The following is a 22,892-nucleotide window of genomic DNA, read 5'->3' as shown; positions in this document are numbered from 1 at the left end:
CCGCCAATACCAGGGCCACGACGGCCCCGACGATGATCGCATTCTTTTTTTGAGCCATGTCAGCGCATCCTCACCACAAAGGAACTGTAGACGACCGCGTCGCCGGAATATTTGCCATCGTCATTGGTCTTGCCCAACTCGAAGAAGTATTTCCCCGAGGTCATCTGGGCTCCGGCGTTGATGACCGGCCAAGAGTTGCCCACCTTGTACTGGCGGTTCACCAGATCCTTGAGCTTCTTGGAATCAATCTCCTTGCCCGACTTGGTGTTCTCGTTGAAGACACGGACAGGGCGGCTGTCGTCGACGGTGATGACCAAGTCGTTCAAGACACCCTTGGCAATCTCCACCATGCCCCACCAGTAGTCGGGCGAGTTCTTGATCGCTCCCCTGAACTTGGCGGGACGGCTCTTCTGGTCCGGGCCCTTGGCACCGGGAACGGGGTTGAACATGCCGATCAGCATGGGCTGCACGGCCTTCCCGCGGCTGGCGATCTCGGCGGCGATGGCCGCGTCCTTCTTGGCCTTCTCGATTTCAGCGGTGACCACGGCAATGCGGGCCAGCAGTTCCTGCTTCTGGGTCTCGACGTCCTTGAGCATGTCCTTGTCGATGACCCTGGGGTACTTGGCGGCAAACGCCACGACTTCGGCCTGCAGGCTGTCGATGTTGGCCTTGGTCTGCTGGTTGAACGCCAGCATGTCGTCGAGGGTCATGTTGCCGACCTTCTCAGGATCGGGCTGGCGGGCGAATTCCTCGCCAATCCGGTCCTTGAATGAGTAGGCATGGTTCCGCAAGGTCCTCTCCATCTCGGTGCGGGTGTCGGCCCTCTTGCGGCGCGTCCTGTCCGAAGCCAAGGCAATGATGGACCCGGCAGGGTAGTTGCCAGCTTTCTGGATGTCGGCCATGGCGGCCTCGACCTTGCCATACTCGGCGATGGCGGCTTCGTAGCCTTCGATCTTGTCGTCAAGGGCGTCCTTGCCCCGGGCGGCAGCCACGAGGTCATCAGGACCTTTTTCCCTGGCCCGGAAGTCGGCGATCGCCGCCAGCTCCTTGTTTTCAGGGGCGTAATCGACGGCGTCACCCAAGAAGTCGCTGGAACTCTTCATGAATTCCCTGGCGCCCGCGATTTTGTTGGCGTTGAGCCGCTGCCGAACCACAGCCTTGGCCACGGGGGCGAGCTGGGTCTTGACGTCAGCGGGCACCTTGAGTTCGGGGGGAAAGTCATTGGAGGCCTTGACGGCGTTATTCCAGCCAGCCACGAGGGGCGGCTCGGCAGTCACCGGCAGGGCTGCGGCGGCGTCGACGGTCTTATCGAGGGCGACCTTCTGGTCAAGGTAGCCCATCCACTGGTTCTTGACGTTGGGCGCTTGAATGTTGGACCAGAAGCCCCGGGCGGCTTCGAAATTGCCGGCATTCCAAGCCTTCACGCCGCCGGCCACGAGTTCGTCGTCCTTCATCATCGAAAACTTCATGCTCTCGCAGGAAGCCAGGGCCAGGGCCAAAAAGGCCAGGATGACAAATTTCAGCTTCATTGTTTGCAGTTTCATTGGGCCTCCCGGACCACGCGGAATCCGATGTCGCTGGCGCCCTGACTCGGGTCGACAGCTCGGCGGTTGGAAATGCGGAGCTCATTGGGACCGTCCATCCACGAGCCGCCCTTGACGATTTTGTAGGAAGGATCGGCGCTCATGTTGGCGTCAGGGGACGTCGAGGTCCACTGCCACACGTTGCCGACCATGTCGTTCAGACCCAGGGGGTTCTTTCCGTTCGGGAAGGAGCCTGCCGGCGAGGGATGGGTGAACTTCTTGTTGTTCGAGTAGTTGGCCCGAACGCCGTCAGTAGGCACCTGATCACCCCAAGGGAAAATCGACCCCTGACCGGCCCGAGCGGCGATTTCGTACTCGTCCTCGGTGGGGAGGCGGAACTTCTGGCCCGTGGCAGTCGACAACCACGCGGTGTAGCGGACGGCCTGCTCGTAGCTGACGCCCACAACGGGCTGGTCGGCGCCGCTGAAGCCATCCGATTCGAGGTACTCGGGCCACTCGCTTTGGGGCACGTTGGTGGCGTCGAGGTAGGAGCGGTACTGGCCGTTGGTCACAGGCCCCTTGGCGATGGCGAAGGCGGCGACGGTGACGGTCCGGGGCTTTTCGTTGCCACTGGCACGGCGATCCTGATCGACCTTGCCGACCGTGTAGGTGCCGGCGGCCACGTTGACCAGATGGTCGGCGACCTGGGCCATTTCCTCGGCGTTGCGGTAAGCTGCCTCGGTTTTCAAGCTCGCGTCGAGGGATGCTAGAAACGGGACTTCGGGCGCCTTGCGGGCGAAGTCGCCAGTGATGGTCAGCACCGCCTTCGTGTTCTTGAAGGCGTCGACGGTGGGATAGGCGAAGGCCGCCGTACCCTTGGCGTCGGTGACGATGCCCTGGGCGGGGGCCGTGGAGTCCGCCGCGGACCAGACCACATTCAGAGGCAATCCGGCCACGGGGACGCCGTCCTTGGCGGTGACGGTGACGACGAAGGGAGCGCCCCCCTGAACCAAGCCGTCCTTGGGGTTCAGGCTGACCTTGGAACCCGCCAGTTGTGAGGCAGCCCAGGTCTCGATGGTCTGCGACAGCAGCGGGGATGAGGCGTCGCCGGTGCGCAGCGTCAGGGCAACGGCCGCTCGATGGAGAGCAGCGTCAATCTGGACCGCTTGAGAGAGACGGTCTCCCAAGGCGCCCTTACCCTTCACCACCACGTCAAACTTGGGCCCCAGGTCGGCAGCCAGCTTGGACGTCCGCGCTGCTTCGGCCTTGGCCCAGTCGCCGTTCGACACCCGGTACGAGGCCTGGAAGATGTTGCCCTTCTTGTCCGCCGTGTAAGAACGGGTAGCCACCACAGCCACCGCAGCCTTCATCTCGGCGGTCAGCACCACCTTGTTCTTCTTCTCTCTTTTGATGGCACCGCTTTCGGTGAGCAGGTTGTAAACGAGATCATCGAAGGCCGCAGCTTGGGCTTCAGCCTCGGAGGCGCCTGACCCGAATCCATAGTAGTAGCCGGCCTCCATGTGGGTGGCGACAAAGTCGGTGCTGGCAGCGTGCGACACCGTCGAAAACGCCAATATCCAACAGGTCGCCAGCGTGTATAGGTGCTTCTTCATTCGTCCTTTCCGGGTCTCCGTCGGCCGGATTCCCCCAATTGGCAATATCCTAGGGCAGACCGTCATGCTTTCCGGCCAGACAGCCGCGTTTTTGCGCTTTGTTTCAAACTTTGTGGACTTGGGAGACTCAAAATCCAGTTTGATGGGCACCGAGACGCGGCTGAAGTGTGACACCGAACGCTGTCAGAGCCTCCATCGGTAACTATTGGTGACATTGCACATCAATATACCCATCGGGGTGGCCGTTTACCGCAAAGGCGGCTTCCGCGACCCAGCCCGCGATGACACAAGCCCTGATGCCTGCAACCGAAGCTGCTGTCGCTTGCTTGCTCAAGAGATCACTCAAGGTGCGGATGCGCGCTGGATCAAGGGGACATTCATCAGTCCTCGCTGATTTCTACAGAAGAAGGGGTGGACAATGCGATGCGTGTGCGGCAGGCGCTGCCCTCGCCGGCAACCTCCGCCGTCCCAAGGGGCCCCACCGAGCGGGAGCGGTTCCCTGACTAGATAGACTGGCCACAGCGCTTGCCCGCCATGCGCCCGCCCTCTTTTCCATGACCTTCGCTTCCCATCCACCTCGTCCGCATCGCCCGTCTCCCCCGCAGCGCCGGCTGCTGTGGGTGCGTCCTTGCGCGCGAGTGGTGGCAGTCGGCCTCATCGCGGTCGGGCTGAGCCAACTAGCTGGGTGCGCGGCCAAGCTCTGGCCGCCATCGAGCTGGTCGCTGTCGGTGGATTTGCCTTTCTTGGACCGGCAACCCGTCGCGGACACAGCGCCTCTCCCCAGCGCCACGCCCGTGCCGGCACGTCAGAAAGATCTCGGCACCGCTGCCGAGGCGCTGGCCTACGCCGAGGCGCTGTGCGCCCTGTCGCCGGAGGCGCTGGACGCTGAAATCGAACGCCTCAAGGCCATGGAAACCCAGGACGGCCACAGCGCACTGCGCACGCAGCAACTCGCTTTCGCTCAGCAGCTCGCACTGCGGCTCGCGTCGCTGTACGCCGAGCAACAACGCCTGCAAGAATCCAACGAGCAGCAGGCTCAACTCCTGCGTGAGCGCCAGCAGCGTATCGAGCAGTTGAACGGCCAGATCGCCGCGATGCGCGCCGTAGAAGACAGTCTGCCCCAGGCGACACCCTTGCCCCCCCCCAAGACCACGACTGGCCCCGTGCCCGCCACCTCGCCCGCACCCCACACCGACCCGGACAAAGCAGGTTCATTGCCATGAGCGCCAGCCCCTCCTCGACCTTGCTCGTCGTCGACGACGACGCCGACATGCTGCGTCTGCTCACCCTGCGACTGGAAGCGGCGGGCTACCGCGTGCTGACCGCCGCCTCGGCGGAAACAGCGCTGACCCAACTCGCGCTGGAACGTCCCCAACTGGTGTTGTCGGACGTGCGCCTGCCGGGCAAGGACGGCTTAGCCCTGTTCGATGAAATCCACGCCCAGCACCCCATGCTGCCGGTCATCCTGCTGACCGCGCATGGCTCCATTCCCGACGCGGTGGAAGCGACGTCGCGCGGTGTCTACACCTACCTGACCAAGCCTTTCGAGGGCAAGGAACTGCTCGACAAGATCGCCCAGGCCCTCGCGCTGCACAGCGCGCACGCCGCGGACACCGCCTCGGCGGCCAGCTCCGCCGCGAACGAACCCTGGCGGGCGGACATCATCAGCCGCTCCGCCAGGATGGCCGAACTGCTGGCGGAAACGCGCATGGTGGCGCGCAGCGACGCCAGCGTGCTGCTGCGCGGTGACAGCGGGACCGGCAAGGAACTGCTGGCACGCGCCATCCACAACGCCAGCGCGCGCGCGAAAAAGCCGTTCGTCGCGGTGAACTGCGGCGCCATTCCCGAGAACTTGCTGGAGAGCGAGCTTTTTGGCCACGTCAAGGGCGCCTTCACCGACGCACACACCAATCACAAGGGGCTTTTCCAGGCGGCGGACGGCGGCACCTTGCTGCTGGACGAAATCGGAGACATGCCGCTGGCCCTGCAGGTCAAACTGCTGCGCGTGCTGCAGGAACGCGCGGTGCGACCTCTGGGTGCCGCGCAATCCATCCCGGTGGACGTGCGCATCGTCAGCGCCACCCATCGTGATCTGGATACCGCGCTCGCCGCCGGACAATTCCGCGAGGATTTGTATTACCGCCTCAACGTGGTCACGCTCCACCTGCCCACATTGGCGGAGCGGCGCGAGGACATCCCGCTGCTGGCCAATCACTTCCTGCGCAAGCTGGCCGGCAAATACGGCAATGAGGACAGAGGGCGCAAGCTGGCGGGCTTCGCGCCCGAGGCGCTCAAGGCGCTGGCCACCGCGCCCTGGCCGGGCAATGTGCGCCAGCTGCACAACGTCGTGGAGCAGGTCTGCGCCTTGGCCACCACGCCGCTGGTGCCCCTGACCTTGGTGCAACGCGCGCTGCGCACGCCTTCGGTTGAGGTGCTCAGCTATGCCGAAGCCAAGCAGCGTTTCGAACGCGATTACTTGGTCAATCTGCTGAAGCTGACCGATGGACATGTGGCGGACGCCGCGCGGCTGGCGGACCGCAACCGCACCGAGTTCTACCGCCTGCTGCAAAAGCACGGGCTGACGCCAGGCCGCTTCAAGACGGGCGGCGACACCAGCATCGCAGGAACGGGCCCATCCTCGTCCTCGAGCCCACCTGTCGCCCCCGAACGACACGGGCAAGTGCTTGATGAATAAGGGATTTCTTTCACATGACGTCGAAGCCCTCGGGCTGTTGTCGCCGCACGGCGACAAAAATGCAGGGTTTGCGGAACTTTTTCACGAAACTTTGCAATCCGCTCCGAAAAACCATCACAAGCCTTTGATCTGAAAGAGGATTTTTTAGTGGCACGGCGCTTGCCCTAGCAAGGGTATGCCTGCACTTTCTTCCCGCCTCTCCAGCCGCACTTCAGACGGGGATCGCCCCGCGTCTGCGGCTGGCGCTCACCCCGCACAAACCAGTCTGTCGTCCCCCTGCGACAGCACGCGTGACGCCGCCACCGCCCCGCCCTTGCACCGCGGCAGCATGCCCACCCGACCCTGGGTGGGATTCTGGCGGGGTGTGGGCCTGGGTCTGAACGCGGCGTTGAGGCGCCTGCTGACACCGTGGGCTTCCCCCGCGCAGCCTCTTGGGGTGGCGCATCCAGCGAGCGAGGCGAGGCAACGCGCTGGTCGCCAACGCCGCCGGGTCTTCATGCTGTTGATCGCGGCGTCCACCGCTGGCACCGCCGCACTGTTCGCGCATGCCCAGCCCATCGCGCCAACCGCGCTGGCTGGCTGGATGCAGATCGCCCAGATCGCGCTGTACGCGCTGCTGTCGGCCTGGGTGACCTCCGGCTTCGTGACGGCGCTGATGGGGGCCTGGGTTCTACTGCGCGGCGACCGCCACGCGCTCTCGGGCCGGTCCGTGCGTCGGCACCGCATGAACCCCGAGGCACGGACCGCGGTGATCATGCCGATCTGCCATGAGGACGTGTCCACGGTCTTCGCGGGCTTGCGGGCCACTTGCGAGTCGCTGTCCGCGACGGCGCGTGCCCAAGATTTTGCGGCCGGGCAATTCGATGTGTTCGTGCTGTCCGACAGCAGCCGACCTGAAGTGCTCGCCGCCGAACGCGCGGCCTGGGAAGAATTGCGTGCCACGCTGGCCGCCAGCCACGCACAGTCCGGCCTGCCCCAGGTCGAGGTCTACTACCGCGCGCGCCGCCGCCGCACGCACCGCAAGGCGGGCAACGTGGCGGACTTCTGCCGCCGCTGGGGCCGCGACTATCGCTACATGGTCGTGCTCGACGCCGACAGCGTGATGAGCGGCGACGCACTCGCCACCTTGGTCAAGCTGATGGAAGCCAATCCGCACGCCGGCATCATCCAGACCGCCACTCAGGCCGTGGGGCACGTCACGCTGCACGCGCGTGCCCAGCAGTTCGCCAGCCGCGTCACGGGACGGCTCTTCACCCTGGGCATGCAATTCTGGCAACTGGGTGAGTCGCACTACTGGGGGCACAACGCCATCATCCGCGTCGAGCCCTTCATGCGGCATTGCGGATTGGCTCCGATTGCGGGCCAGGGCGGCCTGAGCGGTCCCATCCTTTCGCACGATTTCGTCGAAGCCGCGCTGATGCGCCGCGCGGGCTGGGAGGTCTGGCTTGTCTCGGACGTGGGCGGCAGCTATGAGCAACAGCCCCCGGATCTGCTCGCCGAGCTGCAGCGCGACCGCCGCTGGTGCCAGGGCAATCTGCAAAACGCCCGGCTGATGGCCGAGCCCGGCATGCACCCCGTCCACCGCGCGATGTTCGTGACTGGCGCCCTCTCGTACATTTCCGCGCCGCTGTGGCTCGCCTTCCTCACCCTGGGTGGCGTGCTGTGGTTCAACGGTGCCGGCCACGCGGGCCTGGGTTCGGCATGGATCGGCGAGGGAACGCTCAACAGCGATCTGGGCTGGCTCTGGGCTTGGACCTTGTGCCTGCTCTTCGTGCCACGCCTTCTGGGCTTGCTCGCGGTGCTGCTCAAGCGGGAACAACGCTTCCACGGTGGCGCGCGCAAGCTGCTGCAAAGCGCCTTGCTGGAAGCGCTGCTGGCCTTGCTGCAGGCGCCGATCCGCATGATCGCGCACAGCCTTTTCGTGCTGATCGCGCTCACTGGCTGGAAGCTGGAGTGGAAATCCCCCCCGCGTGAAGCGGCGGCCGTGCCCTGGGCGCACGCCCTGCGCCAATTTGCCCCAGCCAGCGTGGCGCTGTTGCTGCTGGTGGGTGGTGTGGCGGCTTTTGAATCCTGGAACGCCGCTGAAATCGGCTATCCGCTGTGGTCCCTGATGCTCATCCTGCTGCCCGTGGGCCTGCCGCTGCTACTGGCCGCCCCGCTCACCGTGCTCAGCAGCCAGCCGGGACTGGGCTCGGCACTGCGTGCGAGGCGATGGCTGCTGATCCCGCAAGAGGCCTGGCCCCACGCCGTGCTGCGGCGCGCCTGGCGGCACGCGGGAAGCTGACGATCACTTCTTCTTCGCCTGGCGGGCTCCACGCCCGCCCAGGCTGGCGGCGAAGTGCCCGAAGCGGCAGCGGGCCGCTCAAAGACGCGGCATTCCGGGAGGCAGTCCCTTCATCCCTGGCATGCCGCCCATGCGCTTCATCATCTTCATGAGGCCGCCGCCCTTCATCTTCTTCATCATGTCTTGCATCTGCTCGAACTCCTTGAGCAGGCGGTTCACGTCCTGAACCTGCACGCCAGCGCCCAAGGCGATGCGGCGCTTGCGGGTGGCCTTGATCAGTTCGGGCTTCGCGCGCTCTCGGGGCGTCATGCTGTGGATGATGCCCTGCTTGCGTCGCATGTCTTTCTCGACCTTGGCCGTGTCCACCTGACCGGCTTTGGCCGCAAGCTGCCCCGGCAACTTATCCATCAGACTCGCCAGCCCCCCCATCTGATTCATTTGCTGGAGCTGGGCCAGGAAATCGTTGAGGTCAAAGCTGGCGCCACTTTTGACCTTGGCCGCGAGTTTTTGCGCGGCCTCGATGTCCACATTGGCCGTGACTTGCTCGACCAGGGCGACGATGTCGCCCATGCCCAGCACCCGCCCCGCGTGACGCTCGGCGTCGAAGACTTCCAAACCGTCGATCTTCTCGCTCACGCCCGCGAACTTGATCGGAGCGCCCGTGACGGCGCGCACGGAGAGCGCCGCGCCGCCGCGTGAATCGCCATCCATCTTGGTCAAGACGATGCCGGTCAGCGGCAGCGCTTCCTTGAAGGCCTTGGCGGTGTTCACCGCGTCCTGGCCCTGCATTGCATCCACGACGAACAGCGTTTCCACTGGGTCCAAGATGGCATGCAGGTCCTGGATTTCCTTCATCAAGGCTTCGTCGATGGCCAGACGGCCCGCGGTGTCCACCAAGAGCACATCGAAATAGTGTTTCTTGGCGTAGTCCAACGCGGCGCGCGCGATGTCGGAAGGTTTCTGGTCAGGGGTGCTCGGGAACCACTCGGCACCGGCCTGGGCCGTGACGGTCTTGAGCTGCTCGATGGCGGCGGGGCGGTACACGTCACCCGACACCGTGAGCACCTTCTTCTTGCGCTTGGTGATCAGGTGGCGCGCCAACTTGGCCGTGGTCGTGGTCTTGCCAGCGCCCTGCAGGCCAGCCATCAAGATGACGGCGGGTGGCTGGGCGGCGAGGTTGATGTCGGCCGGGCCTTTGAGGGCGCCAGACTCGTCCACCTCGCCCATGGTGGCGGCAAGTTCTCGGTTGACCACGCCGACCAGGGCCTGGCCCGGCGTGAGCGAGCCCACAACGGCCTGACCCAGGGCCTTGTCCTTGACGCGGGCGATGAAGTCGCGCACCACGGGCAGGGCCACATCGGCCTCCAGCAGGGCCATGCGCACTTCGCGCAGCATGTCGGCCACGTTGCCCTCGGTGATGCGGGCCTGGCCGCGCATTTCCTTGACGATGCGCGAGAGTTTGTCGGTAAGGGCGTTGGCCATGAATGAAAACCACTCTCTATACTTAGGTCCGTGATTTTATCGAGCAGCCCCCATCTCCCTGCCTGACACCATGCCTTTCGCACTTCCCTTTCACGCGCTGCTGCCTGGCTTGGTGTGCGCGCTGGCTTACGTGGTGTCAGCCCTGAGCCCCGGTCGAGGCGCCCGTGCGGCGCTCGGCTTGGCCTGGCTGTTGCATGCACTGCTGCTGGGAGTGGGGCTCGGCCTGTGGCATGACGAGCCTTACTTCGGCTTCGCGCCGGCCCTCTCGGTCACCGTGTGGCTGGTGGTGGCGGTCTACGCCATCGAAGCACGCTACTACCCGGCACTGCAGTCGCGGCGCGCGCTGCCCGCCCCGCTGGCGGCGCTGAGCCTGCTGGCCGTGGTGTTGAGTCTGTTTTTTCCCGGGCAGGTGATCACGCACCACGGCGCCCTGCTACTGCCCCTGCACTGGGCGCTGGGCATCGCCTCGTACGGCCTGTTCGCCGTGGCCGTGGTGCATGCACTGCTGATGCTGCGGGCCGACACCCGCATCCGCCATGCCAGCGAATCCGACAGTGGCCTGCCCCTGCTGACGCTGGAGCGGCTGACCTTCCGCTTCGTGACCGCGGGCTTCATTCTGCTCACGGCCACCTTGGCCGCCGGGCTGTTGTTTGACGAACACCTCTACGGCACACCTTGGAAGTGGAACCACAAGATGGTGTTTTCCGTGCTCTCTTGGCTGGTGTTCGCGGTGTTGCTCCATGGGCGCTGGCGACTGGGCTGGCGCGGCTGGCGCGCGGCCCGCTGGCTATTCACGGGCGCGGGGCTGCTGTTGCTGGCCTACGTGGGCTCGCGCTTCGTGCTTGAAATCGTGCTTCAGCGTTCGGTCTGACCCCATGAAGTTCCTGCTCTTGCTTCTCATCATTCTGTTGGCAATTTGGCTATTGCGCTCCGGCCGAACGGCCGAACCCCAGACCAAACGGCCATCGGACTCGACGCGCCGGCCCCCGCCCCAAAGCGCGCCCGAGGACATGGTGCGCTGCGCGCATTGCGGCTTGCATCTGCCGATGCACGAGGCCGTTGCCAGTTCCAGCGCCTACTACTGCAGCGTCGAACACCGGCGGCTCGCGGAACCCGGGACCTACTGAGCATGGCCGAGGAACAGGCTGGCGATGTGTTGTGGAATGGCGGCTGGTACGGCCCGGCACACCGGCTGGATTCACCCAACTTCGGACCGCGCCCGACGAGGGATGGCGATGACAGCCAGACGCCGGTGATCGATCTCATCGTCTTGCACTCGATCAGCCTACCGCCGGGGCAGTACGGTGGCGACGCGGTGCAGCGGCTGTTCACCAACACACTGGACTGGAACGCCCACCCCTATTTCAAATCCATCGAGGGATTGCAGGTGTCCGCCCACTTCTACGTGCGGCGCGACGGCGAGCTATGGCAATTCGTGAGCTGCGATGACCGCGCCTGGCATGCCGGCGTCTCGCACTATTGCGGTCGCGACAACTGCAACGACTTCTCCATCGGCATCGAACTGGAAGGTCTGGAAGGGGACAGCTTCGACGCGGCGCAGTACGAGACGCTGACTCGCCTGTGTGCTGCGCTGGCTCTGCGTTACCCAGTGCGGCAGATTGCCGGGCATGAACACATCGCGCCGGGCCGCAAGGCCGATCCAGGGCCGGGCTTTCAATGGCGGGAACTGCAAGCCCGCCTCGATTGGCCCGCTCGGTACTTTCCCGAAGTCAGCGCAAGCTGACTTGCCTGCACGATTCACTCGCTGCGCGTGGCGCGGCACATGGTGCCTGCACCACGCAAACAAGCGGTTCGCCAGCCCGTTTTGACGATTCGGCCGCGTGCTTTCTGGATGCCCGCGCACGCATCTCGGAGTGGCAAGGGCTGCGCACCTTCATGACGGGTTCATGAACGCCAAAGCTTGTCGCGCGAGTGCGCCTCGGTACGTGTCAGGCCCATGTCGCGTGGGCCTGCTCGCGTAACTTTTGCACACCGGCGTGACCTTCTTCACGCGCATTCGCGCGAATGCGCCGCTACACTACGGGTAGTGGATTGCCATCGACGCACCCCCTACCTATAGTGTTTCCCGCCCCAGGAACATTTCGCGCCACGAACACAGATTTGCCAGACACGAGGAAAAGATGCAAACCGGCCTGATCACTCCCCCGTCCTCCCATTCCCTAGCCACCACGACCTTGCCGCAAGGCGCCAGCATGACGCACGGCGCGGCCCTGGGTGCCAACAGCGCGCTCGCCCACTACCAGATCATCCGCCGCAACGGCGCCGTCGTGCCCTTTGAACCGAGCAAGATCGCCGTCGCCCTGATGAAGGCCTTCCTGGCCGTGCATGGCGCGCAAGGCGCGGCCTCGGCCAGCGTGCGCGAAACCGTCGATGGCCTGACGCAGGCCGTGGTGCGCGCGCTGACGCGCTCGCGCCCGGGCGGCGGCACCTTCCATATCGAAGACGTGCAAGACCAGGTGGAGTTGGGCCTGATGCGCGGCGGCCACCATGAGGTGGCCCGCGCCTACGTGCTCTACCGCGCCAAGCGGGCCGAAGAGCGCGCCCAGCATGCGGCCCAGGCGGCACCGCAAACGCCGGTGCTGCACGTCACCGACAACGGCCAGCGCGTGGCGCTGGACCTGAACCGCTTGCAACGTCTGATCGAAAGCGCCTGCGCCAACCTCTCCGCTGACGTCAAGGCCGACCCCATCGTGGCCGAAACCCTGCGCAACCTCTACGACGGCGTGCCGCTGGAAGAGGTGTACAAGGCCGCCATCCTGGCCGCTCGCACCCTGATCGAGAAGGACCCGGACTACACCTATGCCACCGCGCGCCTGCTGTTCCACACCATCGCCAAGGAGGTGCTGGGCCGCGACGTGCAACCTTCTGAGATGAAGCAGGCCTATGCCGACTACTTCCCCGGCTTCATCAAGAAGGGCGTGGACGCCGAGCTGCTCAACCCCGAGCTGCTGCAGTACGACCTCAAGCGCCTGGGCGCGGCGCTCAAGTCCGAGCGTGACCAGCAATTCGACTACCTGGGCCTGCAAACCCTGTACGACCGCTACTTCCTGCACGTCAAGAAGACCCGCATCGAGCTGCCGCAGGCCTTCTTCATGCGCGTGGCCATGGGCCTGGCGCTGAATGAAATCGACCGCGAAGCCCGCGCCATCGAGTTCTACGAGGTGCTGTCCTCCTTCGACTTCATGTCGTCGACGCCCACGCTGTTCAACAGCGGCACCCTGCGTAGCCAGCTCTCCAGCTGCTACCTGACCACGGTCCCGGACGATCTGGACGGCATCTACGAATCCATCAAGGAAAACGCCCTGCTGTCCAAGTTCGCGGGCGGCCTGGGCAATGACTGGACGCGCGTACGCGCGCTGGGCAGCCACATCAAGGGCACGAACGGCGAATCTCAAGGTGTCGTCCCCTTCCTGAAAGTGGTGAACGACACCGCCGTGGCGGTGAACCAGGGCGGCAAGCGCAAGGGCGCGGTCTGCACGTACCTGGAAACCTGGCACCTGGACATCGAGGAATTCCTGGAACTGCGCAAGAACACGGGCGACGACCGCCGCCGCACCCACGACATGAACACGGCCAACTGGATTCCGGACCTGTTCATGCGCCGCGTGATGGAAAAGGGCGAGTGGACACTGTTCTCGCCCTCCGACGCGCCTGACCTGCACGACCTGTTTGGCTCGGCCTTCGAAAAAGCCTATGTGGCCTACGAGGCCAAGGCCAAGCGCGGCGAACTCAAGCCCAGCAAGACCGTGCCGGCGATCGACCTGTGGCGCAAGATGCTCTCGATGCTGTTCGAGACCGGCCACCCCTGGATCACCTTCAAGGACGCCTGCAACGTGCGCTCGCCCCAGCAGCACGCGGGCGTGGTGCACTCGTCCAACCTCTGCACCGAGATCACGCTCAACACCAGCGACACCGAAACCGCCGTCTGCAACCTAGGTTCGGTCAACCTCAAGCAGCACATCACGGACGGCAAGCTCGATCACGAAAAGCTGAAGAAGACCATCAGCACGGCCATGCGCATGCTGGACAACGTGATCGACATCAACTATTACGCCGTCAAGAAGGCGCGCGACAGCAATCTGCGCCACCGCCCCGTCGGTCTGGGCGTGATGGCCTTCCAGGACGCGCTGTATGAAATGCGCATCCCCTACGCCAGCGACGCCGCGGTGCAATTCGCCGACGAGTCGATGGAAGCCATTTGCTACTACGCTTACTGGGCCTCGACCGAGCTGGCCCGCGAGCGCGGCGTGTACTCCAGCTACCAGGGTTCGCTCTGGAGCAAGGGCATCCTGCCGCCGGACACGCTGGAACTGCTGGCGCGCGAACGCGGTGGTTACGTGGAAGTCGATCGTTCCGCCACCCTGGACTGGGAACTGCTGCGCAAGAAGATCGCCGCCGACGGCATGCGCAACAGCAACTGCGTGGCCATCGCACCGACGGCGACGATTTCCAACATCATCGGGGTGGACGCGTCCATCGAGCCCTGCTTCGGCAACCTGTCGGTCAAGTCCAACCTGTCCGGCGAGTTCACGATCATCAATGGCTACTTGGTCAAGGATCTGAAGCGCCTGGGCCTGTGGGACGAGGTGATGGTGATGGACCTGAAGCACTTCGACGGCTCCCTGCTGCCCATTGATCGCGTGCCCCAGGACATCAAGGCGCTGTACGCCACGGCCTTCGAGGTCGAGCCGAGCTGGTTGGTCGAAGCCGCCGCGCGCCGCCAGAAGTGGATCGACCAGGCCCAATCGCTCAACATCTACATGGCGGGCGCCTCGGGCAAGAAGCTGGACGACACCTACAAGCTGGCCTGGACGCGCGGCCTGAAGACCACCTACTACCTGCGCACCACCAGCGCGACCCAGGCGGAGAAGTCCACCGTGGCCGCTGGCCGCCTGAATGCCGTGTCTTCGGGTTCGTCCGAGACAGGCGCTGCGGCCATGGCTCCGGTCACATCGAAGCCAGCCAGCGCGAAGAAGGTCAGCGCGCTCGAAGCAGCGGCCGCCGCCGCGCAAACGCAGATGGCTGTCGCCGCGACGGACATCAAGTTCTGCGCCATCGACGACCCGGGCTGCGAAGCCTGCCAGTGAAGCAATGCGCGGTGCACGTGTCGCACCGTGCGCGCGTCGACTCCCGTCACCGGTCACTCACACAAAGTGTGTGATGGGGAGCGCGGCGCGCGATGCAATAGAGCAACAAAACAAGCGGCGGTGTGAATGAACACTTTGCAATTCAGATCGCTGCTCACATAATTCAGGAATTGGATCTCTCTATGTTGTCCTGGGACGAAGAAGTCAAACCCACATCGCCAGCCCCCCACGCTGGCGCAGCCCGTTTGTCCCCGACGCCGGCACCCGCACGCGCACCTCAGGTCTCGCAGGCTGCCCTGTCTTCCACACTCGCCGACACGGCAATCGCCGCTCCTCAATCCGCCTCGCATGCGCCGTCCGGTACGCATCGCATCAAGGCGTCTGACAAGCGCATCATCAATGGCCAGACCGACGTCAACCAGCTGGTCCCGTTCAAGTACAAGTGGGCCTGGGAAAAATACCTCGCCACCTGCGCCAACCACTGGATGCCGCAGGAAGTGAACATGAACCGCGACATCGCGCTCTGGAAGGACCCGAACGGTCTTTCGGAAGACGAGCGTCGCATCATCAAGCGCAACCTGGGTTTCTTCGTCACGGCGGATTCGCTGGCGGCCAACAACATCGTGCTGGGTACCTACCGCCACATCACGGCGCCGGAATGCCGACAGTTCCTGCTGCGCCAGGCCTTCGAGGAAGCGATCCACACCCACGCCTACCAGTACATCGTGGAATCTCTGGGTCTGGACGAATCCGAGATCTTCAGCGCCTACCTGGAAGTCCAGTCCATCCGTGACAAGGACGAGTTCCTGCTCCCGTTCATCAACGCGATCATGGACCCCAACTTCCACACCGGCACGCTGGAAACCGACCAGACGCTCCTCAAGAGCCTGATCGTCTTCGCCTGCCTGATGGAAGGTCTGTTCTTCTACGTCGGCTTCACCCAGATCCTGGCCCTGGGCCGCCAGAACAAGATGACGGGTGCCGCCGAGCAGTACCAGTACATCCTGCGCGACGAGTCCATGCACTGCAACTTCGGCATTGACCTGATCAACCAGATCAAGCTGGAGAACCCGCAGCTCTGGACGCCCGAATTCAAGGCCGAGATCCGCGGCCTGTTCGAGAAGGCTGTCGAACTGGAATACCGTTACGCCGAAGACACCATGCCGCGCGGCGTGCTGGGCATGAACGCTTCCATGTTCAAAGGCTACTTGCGCTACATCGCCAACCGGCGCGCCACCCAGATCGGCCTGGAAGCGCTCTTCCCCAACGAAGAGAATCCCTTCCCCTGGATGAGCGAGATGATCGACCTGAAGAAAGAACGCAATTTCTTCGAGACCCGCGTCATCGAGTACCAGTCCGGCGGCGCGCTGTCCTGGGACTGAGCGCAGGACACAAAAATCAATCTATGGCTTCACGAATCGCATGGACTCCCGACCGCTCTCAGCAGAAGAGCTGCGGGTGTCCGTGCCACCCCGTTCATGGCGCTGGGTTCCTCCCGCAGGTTCCCAGCGCCATGAATCACTTCATGTACTCCAACAAACGCATGAAGTGCTCTTTGTAACTTGATCAAGGAGAATCGAAATGGCAACTGCAAAGAAAGCTCCGGCGAAAAAAACCGCCGCTAAAAAGGCTCCGGCTAAGAAGGCCGTAGCGAAGAAGGCTCCGGCCAAGAAGGCCGCAGCGAAGAAGGCCCCGGCCAAGAAGGCTGCGGTCAAGAAGGTCGCCGCGAAGAAGGCTCCTGCCAAGAAGGCCGCCGCCAAGAAGACCGTGGCGAAGAAGGCTGCTGCCAAGAAGCCCGCCGCGAAAAAGCCTGCTGCCAAGAAGCCCGCCGCGAAAAAGGCCGCTGCCAAGCCTGCCGCTGCGCCTGCGAAACCCGCTGCTGCACCCGCGGCGCCCGTGGCCCAAACCACGTTGAACCCGCAGGCCGCTTGGCCTTTCCCCACGGCCAGCCGTCCCTGAACGGGGCCTGCCGTCTCAGCCTGTTGCCCGCGAGGGCAGCAGGCTTTTTCTTTTGCGGATGATTGAGAGGCATGAACAGAAGCTCGGGCCAGAATCAAACCAACGCCACCTTTCTGCGCGCCCAGAAGGACGGCTCCGTGCTGGTAGACCTCCATGTCATGCCGAACGCCTCCCGCACGCAGATCCAGGGCCTGTTCGATGGTGCATTGAAGGTGAGACTGCAGGCTCCGCCGGTGGACGGCAAGGCCAATGAGGCGCTGCGAGTCTGGCTGGCCAAGACCCTGAGCATCCCGAATTCGAGCGTGACGCTGCAGCACGGTGCCACCGCGCGACGCAAGCAGCTGCATGTCGCGGCGCACTCAGCGGTGACCGCGGATTGGAAGCAGCTCAGCCCACCCGAATCCTCGCCGCCCGATTGAAGAGGCCGTGCCAGCGCAGGTGCGATCTGTCTAGGGTGTGATGACCCTGCGCACACCCCGCTCGAGATGCATGGAGTGGCGGCGCGCGTCAGAGCCCGAACTTCGCGGTGTCCACCGGGTAGTTCTGCGGTCCGCGGAAGGCGATCTTGTGCGAACCCATGCGGTTGCCGAGGGCCGCGGCCTTGGCCAGGGGCCAGCCACGCTCCAAGCCGAAAAGCAGTCCGCCACGGTAAGCGTCGCCACAGCCGGTTGGGTCGACGATGGCAGCGGCGGGGGTAGGAGCGATCCAGTCTTTCTCGCCGTTGGTCCAGACTTCGCTGCCTTCGGCGCCCAGGGTGATGACCAAGCCGCGCACCTTGCGCGAGATCTCCGCCGGGCTCCAGCCCGTGCGGTCGCACAGCATCTTGCCCTCATAGTCGTTGACCGTGACCCAGTCGGCCAATTCGATGAAGTGAGCCAGGTCCTTGCCATCGAACATGGGCAGACCTTGACCGGGATCGAAGACAAAAGGAATGCCGGCGGCCTTGAACTGCGCGGCATGCTCCAGCATGGCATCCCGCCCGTCGGGGGAAATGATGCCCAGCTTCACATCTTGCATGCCAGGTGCGTCGCGCTCAATGCGCGTCACATGCGCCTGGGTCATCGCGCCGGGGTGGAAGGCCGTGATCTGGTTGTTGTCCTTGTCCGTCATGATCAGCGCCTGCGCCGTGTAGGTCTCGGGCAGTTGTCGCACGAAGCGAGTGGCAATACCCAGCTTGTTCAAGCGCTCCACATACCCCGCACCATCGTTGCCAAGGGTGGCCATCGGAACGGGCACGCCCCCCAGCGCGCGCAAGGCATAGGCAATATTGCCAGCGCATCCACCGAAGTCGCGCCGCAGCGTGGGCACCAGGAACGACACATTCAGGATGTGCAGCTGGTCCGGCATGATCTGCTCGGAGAATCGCCCCTCGAAGTTCATGATGGAATCGAAGGCCAGGGAACCGCAGATCAGTGCCGCCATGGAATGCTCTCTTTTCTCTTGGATTGAATCGTTGAAGGTAAAAATGCGGGAAGGCGTTCAAGGATAAAAAGCCAGCAGCCGGTAGCCGGCCACGCGGCCTTCCAGACCAGCGCCCGCGGCGCGGTTGGCGGCGCCATTGCCGTTCTTGATTTCCATGAGCACCGTGGCCTGGAACTCATTGCCAGACCGGATCAAGCGGTTCGCGCCCTGGGTGCGCAGACCATCGTCCTGGGCGGCGCCCGAACCCGCCCCCAACTCCTGGGGCAACAGTACCCGGCGGATCAGCACCTGATCCTGCACATCCGTCAGCACCAATTCGATGGCGGGCAGAGCCAGATCCACCGGCGCCTTGTTGCGCAAGGTCAGGTTGAGTTGGTAGAGCTCGTCGCGGATCTTGCTGAAGGCCGAGCCATCGATCACCACCGACTCGATCTGGCGCAGCGGCTCCACCGTGCAATCGAGCTGCTCACACAGCACATGCAGCCAAGGCCGCAAGGCGGGCTCCCGCGCGGCGATGTGGTCACGCTCATGGCGGGCAACCTGCAGCAGCAGCGCCAGGGACAGCACGCAGCACAGGAGGAACAACAGCGCACGCACCGCCGGATGACGCCAGCGCGAGCGGCGCATGAAAGACAAGGTGTCCGCCTCTGGCCCCTCGTCGCCCGAACTTACCTGCGGCGCGGTCGGGCCGGCAGCAAACGAAGGCTGGGAAGACGCGTGGCGGATGCCTGCGGGGGAGTCCACCACGGCGGCGGCGCCGCGCGGCAAGGGGGCGGACGGCGCGGGAAAATCAGCGTCATCCAAGCGCGACGAGGGTTCGGCGACTTGCAACGGAGGCAGATCGTGGGGCTCCTCGGCGAAGCGCGGCTCGCGCCAGGCCGAGGCATCGGGGGTTTCGAGCTGCAGATCGTCCAGCGGCGCATCATGCTGAGCTTGGAGGTCACCAAACTCGGCTTCCACCATCTCCTCTTCCCAGCTTTTCTGGGAAGGTGCCGCGGCGGCCGGTCTGGGCGGTGTGGCCGCAGGCGGCGCCACCGCAGCCCCAGATGGCGGGGTCGCCAGCGGCGTCGTCAGGGCGGGCGGCTCCTGCACCAGGTTGGCCGTCGCGTCAAACACCTGCTCACACTGACCGCAGCGGACCCAACCTTGCGAGACCTTGAGTTGGTCCTGCGCCACCTTGAACATGGTGCGGCAAGAGGGGCAACGGGTGATGAGGCTCATGGCCGTCCGATTGTAGAGGTGCGCCTCGCGCTGTCCGTGCCCCGTCGCGAGAGGAAACCAGGCCAGCGTTCAGAGGGTCGCGGTCATCAGCACCCAGCCGTCCTCGCGGTCGGCGACGGTGAGCGCGCTGCCCGCAGGCAGATGTGGCGCATAGGCGGCGCTGAGCTCATCCGCTTGGCGTTCCAAGATGCCGGCCAGCACCAGTGCCCCGCCGGTTGCCACGCGCGCGGTGAGCAAGGGGGCCAACACCTTGAGCGGGGTCGCGAGGATATTGGCCAGCACGACCGGGTAATGGCCTTGCACGGCGTCCGGCAAGCCAGCTCGCAAGGTCACGCCATTGGCCTCGGCATTCAGACGGGTCGACGCGACCGCGGCCTCGTCAATGTCCAGGGCGTCGATGTCGGTCGCGCCGAATTTGGCCGCGGCGATCGCCAAGATGCCCGAGCCGCAACCGTAGTCCAGCACGCGCAGGTCGCGCACCGGATGCGTGGCGATCCAGCGCAGGCACATCCGTGTCGTGGGGTGCGTGCCGGTGCCGAAAGCCAGGCCCGGATCCAGCCGGATGACCTCGCGCGCTTGCGCGGGCGGTTCATGCCAGGTGGGCACGATCCAGAAACTAGGGGTGATCTCCACCGGCGCGAACTGAGATTGCGTCAAGCGCACCCAATCCTGCTGCGGCACTTCGCCCACGCCCAGCAGTTGGCAATCGGAGAAGAAATCCTGCGCTCGCAGCAAGGCGGCCGCCTCCCGAGCGGACGCTTCATCAGGGAACAGCGCCACGATGCGCGAGCGCTGCCAGCCCGCCGCCGGCGGCGGCATGCCTGGCTCGCCAAACAATGCCCGCTCGGCGTCGGTCTGGGCATCGGCGTCTTCCACGCTGACGCTCAAGGCGTCCAAGGCATCCAGGGCTTCCCCCAAAACCTCCACGCGGTCTTCGGGACAGAGCAAGCGGAGTTCGTGCATGAAGCGGGGGAATGAAGGGGGAGAAAACGGAGGAACAGCAAGGACATCACACCATGGCTCCCGTGGAACCGGCTTCGCCGGGCCACTGGGAGCGTCCCCCCTGCCACCGAAGGTTGGCGTTCAGGGGGGAAGGCGCGCAGCGCCTCAGGGGGGCTTACCTTTTATGACTGCGCATCCACCCTTCCAGGTAGTGGATGTTGGTGCCACCTTCCATGAACTTGGCGTCGGCCAGCAGTTCACGGTGCAAGGGGATGTTGGTGCTGATGCCTTCGACCAAGGTCTCGCCCAGGGCGGTTTGCATGCGGGCCATGGCCTGCGCGCGGGTGTCGCCGTGAACAATGATCTTGCCGACCATGGAGTCGTAGTTCGGCGGCACGAAGTAGTTGGTGTAGACGTGCGAATCCACGCGAACACCTGGGCCACCCGGCGCGTGCCACATGGTGATGCGGCCCGGCGACGGCACGAAGGTGAAGGGGTCTTCGGCGTTGATGCGGCACTCGATGGCATGGCCGCGGATCTGGATGTCCTTCTGCGTGAAGGGCAGATGTTCACCGGCCGCCACCATGATCTGCGTCTTCACGATGTCGATGCCCGTGATCAATTCCGTCACCGGGTGCTCCACCTGCACGCGCGTGTTCATCTCGATGAAGTAGAACTCGCCGTCCTGGTAGAGGAACTCGAAGGTACCCGCGCCGCGGTAACCAATCTTCTTGCAGGCGTTGACACAGCTGGCCCCGACCTTCTCGATCAGCTTGCGCGGAATGCCGGGCGCCGGAGCTTCCTCGATGATTTTCTGGTGACGGCGTTGCATGGAGCAGTCGCGCTCGCCCAAGTAGACCGCGTTCTTGTGCTTGTCGGCCAGGATCTGGATTTCCACGTGACGCGGATTCTCCAGGAACTTCTCCATGTAGACGGCCGGGTTGTTGAAGGCTGCCGCGGCTTCCGCCTTGGTCATCTGCACCGCGTTGACCAGGGCCGCCTCGGTGTGGACCACGCGCATGCCGCGCCCGCCACCGCCACCAGCCGCCTTGATGATCACGGGATACCCAACAGACTTGGCGATGCGCTTCATCTGCACCGGATCGTCGGGCAACTCACCCTCGGAACCTGGCACGCAGGGCACGCCAGCCTTGATCATGGCCTGCTTGGCCGACACCTTGTCACCCATGATGCGGATGGACTCGGGCGTGGGGCCGATGAACTGGAAACCGCTCTTCTCGACGCGCTCCGCGAAGTCGGCGTTTTCCGACAGGAAACCGTAACCGGGATGGATGGCTTCGGCGTCCGTCACCTCGGCCGCCGAGATGATGGCCGGCATGCTGAGGTAACTGTCTCGCGACGGCGCGGGGCCAATGCAGACCGCTTCCTCGGCCAGCTTGACGTACTTGGCCTCGCGATCCGCCTCGGAATAGACCATCACGGCCTTGATGCCCAGCTCGCGACAGGCCCGCTGGATGCGTAGGGCGATTTCGCCGCGGTTCGCGACGAGGATTTTCTTGAACATGAGGCGCCCGCCTTATTCGATGATGAACAGGGGCTGCCCGTATTCCACGGCCTGACCGTTGTCACACAGGATTTGCGTCACGGTGCCAGCTTTGTCGGCCTCGATCTCGTTGAGGATCTTCATGGCTTCAATGATGCACAGCGTGTCGCCCTGCTTGACGGCCTGACCCACTTCGACGAAGGACTTGGCGCCAGGCGAGGCCGAGCGGTAGAACGTGCCCACCATGGGGGACTTGACGGTGTGGCCCGTTGCCGCGGCCGCAGCAGCAGGTGCCGCAGGCGCGGCCGCTGGGGCGGGAGCCGCGGCAGCCGGCGCGCCGGCAGGCGCCATGGCGACCGGGGGAGGCGCGTAAGCTTGCACGGCGGCCGTGCCGCCCTTAACGATCCGCACCTTGCCTTCGGCCTCGGTGATCTCCAGTTCAGAGACGTTCGAATCAGACACCAGATCGATCAGGGTCTTGAGTTTGCGCAAATCCATGAAAACTCCAACAACGTGATTGATATTGCCTCAATCTCACGGCACATCATTGGCAACGTGCCAATAACAAACGGCAGAGGCAAAAGAAACAGGGGCCGTTTTTCGGCGAAGGCGGGACTCTACCCGAGTTCCCGCCACTGCGCCAGGTCAGCTTCCGACAACTTACCGATTTTACGATTCAAAATCACCCCATCTGCGCCGACCAGCACGGTAAATGGCAATCCTCGGGCCTGATTCCCAAATTCCTGACTCAGGGTCAAACCCTCCATGCCAGACAACACCACTGGAAAATCCAGGGGCAGGCGCCGCAGGAAGGCTTGCACCGGCGCAAGCTGATCGACGGCGATGCCGAGCACTTGCCAACTTTTCGCCGAATTTTGACGGTAAAAGGCATTGAGCATCGGCAGCTCCTCAATACAGGGGGGGCACCATGTGGCCCAGAAGTTCACCAGCAGGGGCTTACCGCGCAAAACGTCCAGCGCCAGGCGCTGACCTTGCGGCGTGTCCAGCGTCAAGCCCCAGAACCGCGCCATCACGTCGGCGGCCATGGCTTGGGGTTGTGCGCGCCGCCACGCCCAGGTAGCGCCAGCACCGGCGGCGGCGAGCGCGGTAGCGGCGTAAAGAATATGCCTGCGTTCCAT

Annotated in this window: 19 protein-coding genes; 10 read left to right on the top strand and 9 right to left on the bottom strand. The window is 64.3% G+C overall.

Going from position 1 to position 22,892, the window contains the following annotated elements; all coding sequences use genetic code 11:
- Positions 1-59 precede the first annotated feature (59 nt).
- Positions 60-1,544 (bottom strand): hypothetical protein, encoded by a 1,485-nt coding sequence (locus HGR_RS12005; protein WP_138922505.1) that lies wholly within the window; start codon positions 1,542-1,544, stop codon positions 60-62.
- Positions 1,541-3,136 carry an SUMF1/EgtB/PvdO family nonheme iron enzyme gene (locus HGR_RS12000; protein WP_006298530.1) on the bottom strand — a complete coding sequence of 532 codons (1,596 nt, stop codon included), beginning with the start codon at positions 3,134-3,136 and terminating at the stop codon, positions 1,541-1,543. The genes HGR_RS12005 and HGR_RS12000 overlap by 4 nt, the downstream gene beginning before the upstream one ends.
- A gap of 641 nt (positions 3,137-3,777) precedes the next feature.
- On the opposite strand from HGR_RS12000, the gene HGR_RS11995 reads away from it, so the two are divergent.
- From HGR_RS11995 to mdoH, 3 genes are all read left to right on the top strand, one after another.
- Complete coding sequence (locus HGR_RS11995; RefSeq protein WP_138922503.1) at positions 3,778-4,359, top strand: hypothetical protein; 582 nt, start codon at positions 3,778-3,780, stop codon at positions 4,357-4,359.
- Positions 4,356-5,831, top strand: coding sequence for a sigma 54-interacting transcriptional regulator (locus HGR_RS11990; RefSeq protein ID WP_006298528.1), 1,476 nt, complete (start codon positions 4,356-4,358; stop codon positions 5,829-5,831). The genes HGR_RS11995 and HGR_RS11990 overlap by 4 nt, the downstream gene beginning before the upstream one ends.
- 175 nt (positions 5,832-6,006) lie before the next feature.
- A complete protein-coding gene (gene mdoH, locus HGR_RS11985; protein ID WP_050797452.1) occupies positions 6,007-8,115 on the top strand; it encodes a glucans biosynthesis glucosyltransferase MdoH in 2,109 nt (702 codons plus the stop codon).
- Positions 8,116-8,193: 78 nt separating this feature from the next.
- Here mdoH and ffh read toward each other — a convergent pair whose 3' ends face one another.
- On the bottom strand, positions 8,194-9,597 hold the full coding sequence (gene ffh, locus HGR_RS11980; protein ID WP_006298524.1) for a signal recognition particle protein: 1,404 nt from the start codon (positions 9,595-9,597) through the stop codon (positions 8,194-8,196).
- A 70-nt stretch (positions 9,598-9,667) separates the two neighbouring features.
- On the opposite strand from ffh, the gene HGR_RS11975 reads away from it, so the two are divergent.
- The 7 genes from HGR_RS11975 (at position 9,668) to HGR_RS11945 (ending at position 17,083) form a co-directional block, all read left to right on the top strand.
- Positions 9,668-10,468, top strand: a complete 801-nt coding sequence (locus tag HGR_RS11975) for a cytochrome C assembly family protein (RefSeq protein WP_006298523.1) — start codon at positions 9,668-9,670, stop codon at positions 10,466-10,468.
- 4 nt (positions 10,469-10,472) lie between these two features.
- Positions 10,473-10,724 carry a PP0621 family protein gene (locus HGR_RS11970; protein WP_006298522.1) on the top strand — a complete coding sequence of 84 codons (252 nt, stop codon included), beginning with the start codon at positions 10,473-10,475 and terminating at the stop codon, positions 10,722-10,724.
- Positions 10,725-10,726: 2 nt separating this feature from the next.
- Positions 10,727-11,341, top strand: coding sequence for a 1,6-anhydro-N-acetylmuramyl-L-alanine amidase AmpD (gene ampD, locus HGR_RS11965; protein WP_006298518.1), 615 nt, complete (start codon positions 10,727-10,729; stop codon positions 11,339-11,341).
- A gap of 469 nt (positions 11,342-11,810) precedes the next feature.
- Positions 11,811-14,705 carry a ribonucleoside-diphosphate reductase subunit alpha gene (locus HGR_RS11960; RefSeq protein ID WP_406564782.1) on the top strand — a complete coding sequence of 965 codons (2,895 nt, stop codon included), beginning with the start codon at positions 11,811-11,813 and terminating at the stop codon, positions 14,703-14,705.
- A gap of 182 nt (positions 14,706-14,887) precedes the next feature.
- Positions 14,888-16,087, top strand: coding sequence for a ribonucleotide-diphosphate reductase subunit beta (locus HGR_RS11955; RefSeq protein ID WP_006298516.1), 1,200 nt, complete (start codon positions 14,888-14,890; stop codon positions 16,085-16,087).
- 199 nt (positions 16,088-16,286) lie between these two features.
- A complete protein-coding gene (locus tag HGR_RS11950; protein ID WP_006298515.1) occupies positions 16,287-16,664 on the top strand; it encodes a histone H1-like DNA-binding protein in 378 nt (125 codons plus the stop codon).
- A gap of 71 nt (positions 16,665-16,735) precedes the next feature.
- Positions 16,736-17,083: a DUF167 domain-containing protein gene (locus HGR_RS11945; RefSeq protein WP_006298514.1), complete on the top strand. Its 348-nt coding sequence runs from the start codon at positions 16,736-16,738 to the stop codon at positions 17,081-17,083.
- Between the two features lie 88 nt (positions 17,084-17,171).
- Here the strand turns inward: HGR_RS11945 and HGR_RS11940 are convergent, their stop codons facing one another.
- The 6 genes from HGR_RS11940 to HGR_RS11915 form a co-directional block, all read right to left on the bottom strand.
- Positions 17,172-18,086 (bottom strand): carbohydrate kinase family protein, encoded by a 915-nt coding sequence (locus tag HGR_RS11940; RefSeq protein ID WP_006298513.1) that lies wholly within the window; start codon positions 18,084-18,086, stop codon positions 17,172-17,174.
- Between the two features lie 57 nt (positions 18,087-18,143).
- Complete coding sequence (locus HGR_RS11935; RefSeq protein WP_006298512.1) at positions 18,144-19,307, bottom strand: DUF3426 domain-containing protein; 1,164 nt, start codon at positions 19,305-19,307, stop codon at positions 18,144-18,146.
- Between the two features lie 69 nt (positions 19,308-19,376).
- Positions 19,377-20,270: a 50S ribosomal protein L11 methyltransferase gene (prmA, locus tag HGR_RS11930; RefSeq protein ID WP_006298510.1), complete on the bottom strand. Its 894-nt coding sequence runs from the start codon at positions 20,268-20,270 to the stop codon at positions 19,377-19,379.
- A gap of 154 nt (positions 20,271-20,424) precedes the next feature.
- Positions 20,425-21,774: an acetyl-CoA carboxylase biotin carboxylase subunit gene (accC, locus tag HGR_RS11925; RefSeq protein WP_006298508.1), complete on the bottom strand. Its 1,350-nt coding sequence runs from the start codon at positions 21,772-21,774 to the stop codon at positions 20,425-20,427.
- Between the two features lie 12 nt (positions 21,775-21,786).
- On the bottom strand, positions 21,787-22,251 hold the full coding sequence (gene accB / locus HGR_RS11920) for an acetyl-CoA carboxylase biotin carboxyl carrier protein (protein WP_006298507.1): 465 nt from the start codon (positions 22,249-22,251) through the stop codon (positions 21,787-21,789).
- A 119-nt stretch (positions 22,252-22,370) separates the two neighbouring features.
- Entirely contained in the window at positions 22,371-22,892 is a 522-nt protein-coding gene (locus HGR_RS11915; RefSeq protein WP_138922502.1) for a TlpA family protein disulfide reductase, read from the bottom strand.

Source organism: Hylemonella gracilis ATCC 19624 (assembly GCF_000211835.1).
In the GTDB taxonomy this organism is placed as follows: Bacteria; Pseudomonadota; Gammaproteobacteria; order Burkholderiales; family Burkholderiaceae_C; genus Hylemonella; species Hylemonella gracilis.
Note: the sequence above shows the minus strand (reverse complement) of the source record. Positions and strands in the feature narration are given on the sequence as shown.

Bases quoted from the DNA above. Each gene is read 5' to 3' on its own strand.
- HGR_RS12005 (WP_138922505.1), bottom strand. From the start codon at position 1,544: ATGAAACTGCAAACAATGAAGCTGAAATTTGTCATCCTGGCCTTTTTG.
- HGR_RS12000 (WP_006298530.1), bottom strand. From the start codon at position 3,136: ATGAAGAAGCACCTATACACGCTGGCGACCTGTTGGATATTGGCGTTT.
- HGR_RS11990 (WP_006298528.1), top strand. From the start codon at position 4,356: ATGAGCGCCAGCCCCTCCTCGACCTTGCTCGTCGTCGACGACGACGCC.
- mdoH (WP_050797452.1), top strand. From the start codon at position 6,007: ATGCCTGCACTTTCTTCCCGCCTCTCCAGCCGCACTTCAGACGGGGAT.
- ffh (WP_006298524.1), bottom strand. From the start codon at position 9,597: ATGGCCAACGCCCTTACCGACAAACTCTCGCGCATCGTCAAGGAAATG.
- HGR_RS11975 (WP_006298523.1), top strand. From the start codon at position 9,668: ATGCCTTTCGCACTTCCCTTTCACGCGCTGCTGCCTGGCTTGGTGTGC.
- HGR_RS11970 (WP_006298522.1), top strand. From the start codon at position 10,473: ATGAAGTTCCTGCTCTTGCTTCTCATCATTCTGTTGGCAATTTGGCTA.
- ampD (WP_006298518.1), top strand. From the start codon at position 10,727: ATGGCCGAGGAACAGGCTGGCGATGTGTTGTGGAATGGCGGCTGGTAC.
- HGR_RS11960 (WP_406564782.1), top strand. From the start codon at position 11,811: ATGACGCACGGCGCGGCCCTGGGTGCCAACAGCGCGCTCGCCCACTAC.
- HGR_RS11955 (WP_006298516.1), top strand. From the start codon at position 14,888: ATGTTGTCCTGGGACGAAGAAGTCAAACCCACATCGCCAGCCCCCCAC.
- HGR_RS11950 (WP_006298515.1), top strand. From the start codon at position 16,287: ATGGCAACTGCAAAGAAAGCTCCGGCGAAAAAAACCGCCGCTAAAAAG.
- HGR_RS11945 (WP_006298514.1), top strand. From the start codon at position 16,736: ATGAACAGAAGCTCGGGCCAGAATCAAACCAACGCCACCTTTCTGCGC.
- HGR_RS11940 (WP_006298513.1), bottom strand. From the start codon at position 18,086: ATGGCGGCACTGATCTGCGGTTCCCTGGCCTTCGATTCCATCATGAAC.
- HGR_RS11935 (WP_006298512.1), bottom strand. From the start codon at position 19,307: ATGAGCCTCATCACCCGTTGCCCCTCTTGCCGCACCATGTTCAAGGTG.
- prmA (WP_006298510.1), bottom strand. From the start codon at position 20,270: ATGCACGAACTCCGCTTGCTCTGTCCCGAAGACCGCGTGGAGGTTTTG.
- accC (WP_006298508.1), bottom strand. From the start codon at position 21,774: ATGTTCAAGAAAATCCTCGTCGCGAACCGCGGCGAAATCGCCCTACGC.
- accB (WP_006298507.1), bottom strand. From the start codon at position 22,251: ATGGATTTGCGCAAACTCAAGACCCTGATCGATCTGGTGTCTGATTCG.
- HGR_RS11915 (WP_138922502.1), bottom strand. From the start codon at position 22,892: ATGGAACGCAGGCATATTCTTTACGCCGCTACCGCGCTCGCCGCCGCC.